Raw genomic sequence first — 893 nt, forward strand, 5'->3', positions numbered from 1 at the left:
GTAGTGCACGCGGTCGGATAGGGGCGCCGCCTTGCGGCGGCGCCCCCTCCTCAGAACCGGACGTGCCACTCGTCGCGGCATCCGGCTCAAGCAGCCCATGAGGGCGGCGAGGCTCTGCGTCAGGTGTCCGTTCCCGTTGCTGCGCCGTTTGGGTGGCGGCGGTGGCATTGGGTGTGTACGAGGCGGGCGGTGTTGTTCGTCCGGCCGTGGGTTCGTGTCGTGACGGCCTCGCGGGTCAGGGCGGTGCGGACGGCTGTGAACCAGGTTTCCCATTCTCTGGGGGATTGTGGTTCATGGTCGTCGTGCAGCAGGTAGTCTCCGCATCTCGGGCATCTCCCGTGCTGGGCTCGCAGTGCGTGCTCCAGTGACGATGCCAGGGGTGGGCGTGTCTTCCTGCGTCGTCGGCTGGCCCAGTATTGGGCCAGGGCGGGGTCATCGGGTGACGCCCTACCTGCGACCGGGACGTGCCGGACGATCGGGGTCCAGGAAAACTTGTGGAGGTAGGCGCCGGTTTGACGGTCACCGAACACCCACTGGTCGTTCCTGGTCTTGTTGTAGCGGCCGAAGTAGCGGTTTTTGACCCATCGTCGGCCTTTGGTGGGGTGCCTGCGGCATGCCCATTTGTAGAGCAGGCGCCACAGGTAGTCGTCCAGGACAGAGAATGCGTCGGACGACACCCCGATCCGGTAGTAGGCCGCGACCCCGCGTATCACCGGGTTGAGACGTCCGATGATCTCTTGCGGGTTGGCGCCGCGCAGGGCGCGCATTTCGCTGGCCAGTCGTCGCCGTATCTTTTTCATCGCGTTCTTGCTGGGTTTGGTGAGCACCTTCGGGCCGTCTTTGGTGCGGTAGCGCCTGACGTTGAACCCAAGGAAGTCGAATCCGTCGTCCGT

Annotated in this window: 1 protein-coding gene; it reads right to left on the reverse strand. The window is 65.2% G+C overall.

The genetic code is table 11. The annotated features are described in order from the left end of the window. Positions 1-119: 119 nt before the first annotated feature. On the reverse strand, positions 120-893 hold a 774-nt coding region (locus NBW77_RS17505; RefSeq protein ID WP_284346945.1), incomplete at its 5' end, for a group II intron maturase-specific domain-containing protein.

Source organism: Frankia sp. Cppng1_Ct_nod, assembly GCF_920656135.1.
GTDB lineage: Bacteria > Actinomycetota > Actinomycetes > Frankiales > Frankiaceae > Protofrankia > Protofrankia meridionalis.